The sequence below is a fragment of the Enterobacter sp. JMULE2 genome (assembly GCF_013337145.1).
Lineage (GTDB): Bacteria > Pseudomonadota > Gammaproteobacteria > Enterobacterales > Enterobacteriaceae > Enterobacter > Enterobacter mori.
Genome location: NZ_SGWD01000001.1, coordinates 23,189 through 30,151 on the forward strand (window position 1 = coordinate 23,189; position 6,963 = coordinate 30,151).

Below are 6,963 nucleotides of genomic sequence, written 5' to 3' on the forward strand. Positions count from 1 at the left end.
ATGGAAAAAAATTTCGATCACCTGTCAGGCGTAGACCGCGTTATCCGTGAAGATGAATGCAAATACCTAACTTGCCTGGCGCATACATCGCGCTGGCGGCTGGAGAAGGTAGGAAAATTCCCTAAGCGTAGAAAGCTTGGTGCAAAGGCCGTTGGCTGGAGTCTCGCGGAGATACAGGCGTGGATCCGTGGTGACTGGCATCCGGGATGGAAAGAAGAGCAGAAAGCAAAGCAGTAAAGCGAACAACCCGCCTTGTGCGGGTTTTTTTATGTCTATTTTTTAAGGAAACAAAGAATGAAGAAAGATATTACCTTGAGCGGTAAGGGTTCCCCGCGTGCAGAGGCCAGCCCACATCCAGAATGCGCCGATCTGGCGGTATTGAGATTTGAGGGTGTCAATATTCGCGTGTTGCGCTTGAATGGCGAGCCGTGGTTTGTGGCTGCCGATGTGTGCTCTGCGCTCGATATCGGAAACGCAACCAAAGCGGTTAGATCGCTGGATGCTGACGAGAATACCCTAACTTCAATTCAGGGTATTCATTCAGGCCGGGGCAATCCTTCCGTGAACGTAATATCCGAATCTGGCTTTTACAAACTGATCGTAAGGTGCCGTAAGGCCAGCGTTCCTGACACATTCCCGCACCGCTTTACTAACTGGGTATTCAGGAACGTGATACCGGGTATCAGAAAAACGGGTGGTTATGGCATCCCGTGGGGTGAACTGCAGGATTTTACCCGGCGAAAAGAGCAGTACGCGATAAGCGCCAGCAAAAAGGGCAAGGCGCTGCAAAAATGCAGGAGGGAGAAACGGAAGCTGGCGGAGGAAGAAAAAAGGCTGATACGTGAATATCAGCCTGAGCTTTCCTTGGGGGATGTGCAGTCCTCAAATAGCAGAGACGATTCTACCAGGGGAAAGCGGCGTGTATCAAGCGATTTAGAACACCCATTCAGCAGGATATTTCGCTGAAAAATGACGGTATCGTCAGCGGGTGGAAAGCAGGAAATAACGCCGATTGTGAAAGCGCAGTGTTTTATCTCTGTTTGCTGGTGGTTGGGCGTGGTGCCGGGGATCTGCCTGTGATTTAGCCCCTGCATTGCTGCAAGGGCTGTCCGGTCATCTCATTAATCGCGGTTTTGTGGTGCGGGTATCTGGGGCGGGGCTGCTGTCTGCTGGTGGTTCACTGCCGGGGCGCAGCTGCTGGAGCTGCTGCCGGGCAGAGCTGACTATTTCCTGCAATTCCTTCCCTGCTTTGGCGCTGGCCGCTTCGATGTGCGCGAGGGTATCCAGTGCGCTGTTAAGGTCTGACATAACCTTCTCGCTGCCGTTCTGCGTCAGTTGTCGGCGGGCGATCTCTCCGCGCATGGCGGTAACGATGAATCCGGCGTTACTTTCTCCGTCCTGCTTAACACCTTCCATTCCTTCCATTACGTCATGGGGGACGCGGACGGTTGTTAACTGTGATTTGGCATTTTTATTTGGCGTTGCCATGAATAGTACTCCTCTGGTTTGGTGTGTTTCAGAATACACCAAAAAAGAAATACAAAAAAGTCTTGACGTGTGTTTCATTTAAAAATAGCATGAAACACACCATTGAGGTGAATGGTACTACGAAAACGCGAAGCCCGGCAGTGCGGAAACACTAACCGGGCGTCTAACCATCAACGAAAGGAGTAAACGATAATGGCTACAGCCAATATTACCACAACAGGACGGCCGGCATTCACCTGGCTATTTCTGGGGCAGCCTAAGGGCGAGGAGTGGACGGGTAAGCCTGTCACTCTGCGCACTCAGGCAGACACCGAAGAGGCAGCGCGTGACGCGTTTCCATCGTGGGATCTGACGTTCGCCGCGAAAATCAGGACGGCCAGCCCGCTGAATTGCCAATTCATTGAGGACAATTACAGCTGGTTGCTGGTGGGGGTGCGCCATGCGTAAAACCTTCCATGTCGCCGGATACGGCGTTAACAAGCGCGGTCACACGGTAGGCATTCATTACACAATGACCAGCGCAAGCGCAGATGAAGCCAGGACAACAGCGCAGCAACTGGCGCAGGCAGCGGGCTATAAACACGTGCGTATCACTTTTATTCAGGGGGCGCAAAATGCGTGAGCCAATCAGCCTTGACCAGGCAGAATATAAAGCAACGTTGGCTGCCTCACTCTTCGAAATCATTCTGGAGAGGGCTAATAAAGAATGCCATCCGGTGCTGGTGGATTTGATTTCAATCGCCTGTGATTTTAACCACGAAATTCGCGTGGCATTAATCGCCGAGCTGGGTATAGGAGATACGAAATGAGACGGGTTCCTTTTGAAGTTCTGAACCAGGCTGAAAATGCGCTGGCTTACAGCGATCAGGCGCTGGCTATTCTGGAAATCTGGATGGAATGCCTCGGCAAAGGTGACGAACACCAATGTAACTGCGTGGCCGCCATACACAGCCTGGTATATAAATCCAAAGAACACCTGCAAAAAGCAGTAGATATTAAAAACATGGTCAAAAAAATTAATCGGGCTAAGCCCGAGGGCATCGCTCAGCCAAAAATCGAGGATCACAGCCGCTGGAAAAATAACTACGGTGAAAAAATCACGGTAAAGAGTGCTACTGAATCCCGTATTACATACGTCCGTGACGGGTATGAAAACGAATGCGTTTGCTCTGGATACCGGTTCAGTAATGAATTTACGTACCTGCCGGAAGAGACGGAGAAAAGCCAGGCTGAGGCCAGGGAAAAAGTTAAACGCCGCATTGCTGAGATTCGCAGCACGCTGCCGCTGAGTGTTGGATCTGACGGATGGGATAAGGGACTGAAATGAAAAACGCACCTAACGTTAAGGCTCTGCCGAAAGACAAATATACCGAAGCGATTATTTTCGCCGGGGCTGACGCATACGCGCACGCCAGACACTGGATCGAGAGCGAGGGCAAAAAATCGGGAGACACAACGCCGCCCGTCTATCTGAGTGGCCGCGAGCTGGCGCAACTGCACAACATCCGGGTGGTTGACGATGGCCGTTACCGCGCCCGCGTCTTTCTGGCCGGGGATATCACAGAACAGCAAATCAGTGATGTGGCGATGCGCCTGGCGGCCGCTGGCGTGGTAGAGGCGCGGATGTACCGCAGCGCTGAGCATGAGCCGGAGGACTGGGGCGACTTCCTTGACCGCCAGCGCCAGAGCATCGAGGAGAACAGCCAGTACGCGCACACGCTGCCGCTGAGCGTTGGATCTGACGGATTCGACGTTGAGCAGGATTACACGCTGAAAAGCTATCTCCCGGCGCAGAGCCTGACCAGCATTTACGGGCCCAGCGGCTCCTACAAGAGCTTTCTGGCGGTATCGTGGGCGTGCCACATTGCCGCCGGGATGAAGTGGGCTGGAAAGTCGGTTTCCGCTGGCTCTGTGATGTACGTCGTCGGTGAGGGTGGTATCGGCGTTCCTCGCCGTATCAGGGCATGGGAGAAGCAACACGGGCTTAAGCTGGATAATCTGTATCTGGTCAATCGTCCTGTGTTCCCGGTTCGCTTTGAGGATATCAGCCAGGTGATTAACGCTGCCCGAGACGTGGAGAGGAAAACAGGCCAGCCAATCCGCCTTATCATCCTGGACACGCTGGCGCGCTGTTTCGGTGGCAATGACGAGAACGATGCCAAGGACATGGGGGCATTCATCGAAGGGTGTGATCGCATCAAACAGGCGACGCGCTCTACGCTGCTGGTGGTGCATCATTCCGGTAAGGACGACACCAAAGGCGCTCGCGGCTCCAGCGCGTTCAGGGCGGCTCTGGATGCAGAATTTAGCGTAAGGCGCGAGGGGGAGGGCGGCGCTATCGTGCTGACCTGCACGAAGATGAAAGACGCTGAGGAACCGAAACAAGCGGCGTTTGACCTGGCGGAGCTGGATCTGTTCCAGGACAGAGACGGCGAAACGGTTTCATCGCTGGTGGTGCGTGACGTTCCGCGGGAGCCGCAGGGCGTTGATCCTGAGCTGGAGGGCATTAAACACCTGAGCGAAAACCACGCCACCTTGTGGCAGTCAATCCGCAGCCGCAAGGCCAAAGGCGAGCCGTGCAACCGTGCGGTACTGCGTGACGACATGGAGGCAATGCTTGGCGACAAGGCCAGAAAATCATTCCACAAATGGTTTGATAAGCTGGTGCGCGATGACCTTATTTCTGTAGATAGCGCTGGTGACATTACTATCACGTGCAAAAACTCGCGGTAAATGTGCGGCTGGTGCGGTTAAAGCCACTAAAACAACTGAAAAGCGCACTTTTTCCATATATATCTGGAGAAAGTGCGGTGACGATGGTTTGTTGGTCTGAAAGCCGCGCCATTACTGGCTTTTAGCTGTGCGCACCACTTTGAAAACGCCGCACTATTCTGCGGCGCAAATGAAAGCGGCAATAAATGCGCTAGGCGCGGCAAATTTAATTAATCAGAGAGGTTTAAATGTTGGACGCTCAAGAGGTAGAAAGACAGGCTTTTGTTACTGCAACATGCCTGATGGAGAAAGCGATTACGCATATTGATTCGCTGTTCGGTGAGGGGTACGCCAAAGCAAACCCTGGGCTTATTGGTGACATCATGAAAACGGCAATGCTGGATCAGATTGGTATGTATATCCGGGGAGTGGCTGAGACTCTGGAAGAGATCTAGCCAGCCTGTTTATCCCACGATTCAATCTCCTAAATTTTCAGGAGAACCACCACGCCGGGCAACGCCCGGTTTTTTTATGCCCGTGCACCATTAACCCTAATTTTAAGTTCCGACGTAATACGTACGGACCTCCCTGAACGGGCGCATTTCAAATTCGCCATCACCCCTCCGTGCGCGGAGTGAGCTCTTATTTTTTATAATTTTCAGGAGAGCCAACACGCCGTGCAATGCCCGGTTTTTTCGCCCAAAGTGAGGAAGACGAGGAAATAAGTTGGTTACGCCAGAGGTGATTTACACCCCCCAAAATCGGGTATGTAAAAACCAGCACACCGCACTATACAACCCAGACTCATTAATAAGTGTCTGATTTGTATGGTTTCGTCCATTTTGCAGGATATGCTTTCTCTTTTCGTCATCGACTATTGGTAGCGGGCATTTAGGTGAGCTTGATTTCAAGCCCCCCTCCGTGCGGTTTTTTTATGCCTGTGCACCATTAACCTAAAAATATGGTTGAATAATAAAAATTAACCGTAAATACTGATTATGTGATTTTAACCAGTACAGGACTTCAATTGTGGTAGCAAAACAAAAACCGAAGGGCATTACCGTTCAGTTAGATACTGAGCTGAGTTTGGCGCTGAACCGTAGTCGCCAACAGATTATTGATGAACTGAACGCATCAGGATTTAACGGCCTGGCCATGGCTCCATCTCTCGGGGCGCTGGCGCGTATGGCACTGCGTAAATCGCTGGGGCTACCTGAAAACAAAAAGATGATTTGCAGGCGTAAGGCTGACCATGGAACTGACGTTATACGACGGCATTAATGCCGAATCAGCAAAAACGCTTGCTGCGAACATCGTTAAGGCGGGAAAGTTACCCCTGACTATCGCCATTCATTCACCCGGCGGTAACACGTCAGATGGCTTTATGCTGGCTAACGCTATCAGCCGTTACCCTGGCTACGTGACTGCTCGCATTGATGGCATCGCCGCTTCTATGGCTACGGTGGTTGCGTGTGCGGCAAGACGCGTGGTTATGGCCTCTAACGCCTGGTACATGATCCATAATCCATGGTCTGTGGCTGGTGGTGGTGCCGAAGATTTTCGGAAAAACGCCGATCTTCTGGAAGCAACGCAAAAACAGATGATCGCCGCGTATGCAAAAAAATCAGGGCTCGGGGAAGACGAAATCAGCGCCATGATGGACGAAGAAACATGGATGACAGCAGACGAAGCCAAAGAAAAAGGCTTTGTTGATGAAGTCTACCCGTCTGAAAGCATTGATGCTTTTTCCGGTGCTACGTTCTACGCATCGCTGGCGAACTTCCAGAACGCGCCAGAGGCAGTAAAAAGCATGTTCACTAATAACCCGGCCAGTGATAACCCGGATGATGTTTCACGTATTTTTTCGAAGCATCGCAAGGCTGAGTCACCGGACGTTGATCAGGTAAAAGCCCGTTACGACATGGGCGGGATTTCGCTTGATGATGCTGCGGGGGTGCTTCTTTTTCTGGATAGCTGCGCTTCTTTCCCGCAGTTTGATTCGGTGGAACTGCGCCAGCAGCTGATTAGCGGAAAAATTAATTTAACTCAGGCCAGAGAAGGTTTTTTACAGGAAATGGCGAAAGGAACAGAATCAATTGCCGGGGGATTTGCCCATATTACTAACGGTAATCTTGTCGGTGACTCTATACGCGCTTCTATTGAGGAGCGCATTGGTATTGCTCAGCGAGAGAAAGACAACCGCTATACCGGCTACTCCCTGAAAGAGCTTGCCCGCGCATCACTTCGGGATCGAAATATCAGCATCAGCGGTATGAATACCGTGCAGATGGTAGGTATGGCGTTCACTCACTCGTTAAGCGATTTTGGTCAGATTCTTGGAGACGTGGCGAACAAGTCTGTTCTTACTGGCTGGAATGACTCACCGGAGACGTTTGACCAGTGGACGCGCACGGGCAACCTGCCGGACTTTAAGCCGGGGCATCGTGTGGGGCTTGATACTTTCCCGCGCTTGCGTGAAGTTCGCCCGGGGGCTGAATACAAATACGCGACCATTGGCGAGCGTGGTGAGCGCATCATTCTTGCAACGTATGGCGAGCTTTTCAGCATCGACCGCCAGAGCATTATCAATGACGATCTTTCTGTGCTGTCCACCATTCCCCAGGCGATGGGAAGGGCAGCGAAAGCTACGGTTGGCGATCTGGTTTATGAAGTGCTGATGGCTAACGCCGCGATGTCTGATGGTTATCCTCTGTTCAGTGCCGAGCACAAAAATTTTGTTGAAGGTGCTCTTTCCGTTGAGAC

At 51.9% G+C, this 6,963-nt stretch carries 11 protein-coding genes; 10 read left to right on the forward strand and 1 reads right to left on the reverse strand.

The features are described 5' to 3' along the window. Together EXW94_RS00165 and EXW94_RS00170 are read left to right on the forward strand one after the other, a co-directional pair. Complete coding sequence (locus EXW94_RS00165; protein WP_174339206.1) at window positions 1–237, forward strand: AlpA family transcriptional regulator; 237 nt, start codon at window positions 1–3, stop codon at window positions 235–237. A gap of 57 nt (window positions 238–294) precedes the next feature. Then, window positions 295–966, forward strand: a complete 672-nt coding sequence (locus EXW94_RS00170) for a BRO family protein (protein ID WP_174339207.1) — start codon at window positions 295–297, stop codon at window positions 964–966. Between the two features lie 147 nt (window positions 967–1,113). On the opposite strand, the gene EXW94_RS00175 is transcribed toward EXW94_RS00170, so the two are convergent. After that, complete coding sequence (locus tag EXW94_RS00175) at window positions 1,114–1,488, reverse strand: YlcI/YnfO family protein (protein WP_174339208.1); 375 nt, start codon at window positions 1,486–1,488, stop codon at window positions 1,114–1,116. Between the two features lie 192 nt (window positions 1,489–1,680). Between EXW94_RS00175 and EXW94_RS00180 the strand changes: the two genes are divergently transcribed. The 8 genes from EXW94_RS00180 to EXW94_RS00220 form a co-directional block, all read left to right on the forward strand. Beyond that, entirely contained in the window at window positions 1,681–1,935 is a 255-nt protein-coding gene (locus EXW94_RS00180; protein WP_174339209.1) for a host cell division inhibitor Icd-like protein, read from the forward strand. Continuing rightward, window positions 1,928–2,110, forward strand: a complete 183-nt coding sequence (locus EXW94_RS00185) for a hypothetical protein (protein WP_174339210.1) — start codon at window positions 1,928–1,930, stop codon at window positions 2,108–2,110. The genes EXW94_RS00180 and EXW94_RS00185 overlap by 8 nt, the downstream gene beginning before the upstream one ends. Continuing rightward, complete coding sequence (locus EXW94_RS00190) at window positions 2,103–2,297, forward strand: hypothetical protein (protein WP_174339211.1); 195 nt, start codon at window positions 2,103–2,105, stop codon at window positions 2,295–2,297. Before EXW94_RS00185 ends, EXW94_RS00190 begins: the two co-directional genes overlap by 8 nt. Then, the gene (locus EXW94_RS28130; RefSeq protein ID WP_254797788.1) at window positions 2,294–2,815 is read left to right on the forward strand and encodes a DUF4222 domain-containing protein; all 522 of its coding nucleotides are present in this window, start codon (window positions 2,294–2,296) and stop codon (window positions 2,813–2,815) included. The genes EXW94_RS00190 and EXW94_RS28130 overlap by 4 nt, the downstream gene beginning before the upstream one ends. After that, on the forward strand, window positions 2,812–4,221 hold the full coding sequence (locus tag EXW94_RS00205; RefSeq protein ID WP_174339212.1) for a helicase RepA family protein: 1,410 nt from the start codon (window positions 2,812–2,814) through the stop codon (window positions 4,219–4,221). The genes EXW94_RS28130 and EXW94_RS00205 overlap by 4 nt, the downstream gene beginning before the upstream one ends. Window positions 4,222–4,448: 227 nt before the next feature. Then, complete coding sequence (locus tag EXW94_RS00210; protein WP_174339213.1) at window positions 4,449–4,655, forward strand: hypothetical protein; 207 nt, start codon at window positions 4,449–4,451, stop codon at window positions 4,653–4,655. 574 nt (window positions 4,656–5,229) lie between these two features. Beyond that, the gene (locus EXW94_RS00215; protein WP_174339214.1) at window positions 5,230–5,481 is read left to right on the forward strand and encodes a hypothetical protein; all 252 of its coding nucleotides are present in this window, start codon (window positions 5,230–5,232) and stop codon (window positions 5,479–5,481) included. Further along, window positions 5,453–6,963, forward strand: a 1,511-nt coding sequence (locus EXW94_RS00220) for a ClpP-like prohead protease/major capsid protein fusion protein (protein WP_174339215.1), incomplete at its 3' end; no start/stop codon positions are given. The genes EXW94_RS00215 and EXW94_RS00220, both read left to right, overlap by 29 nt.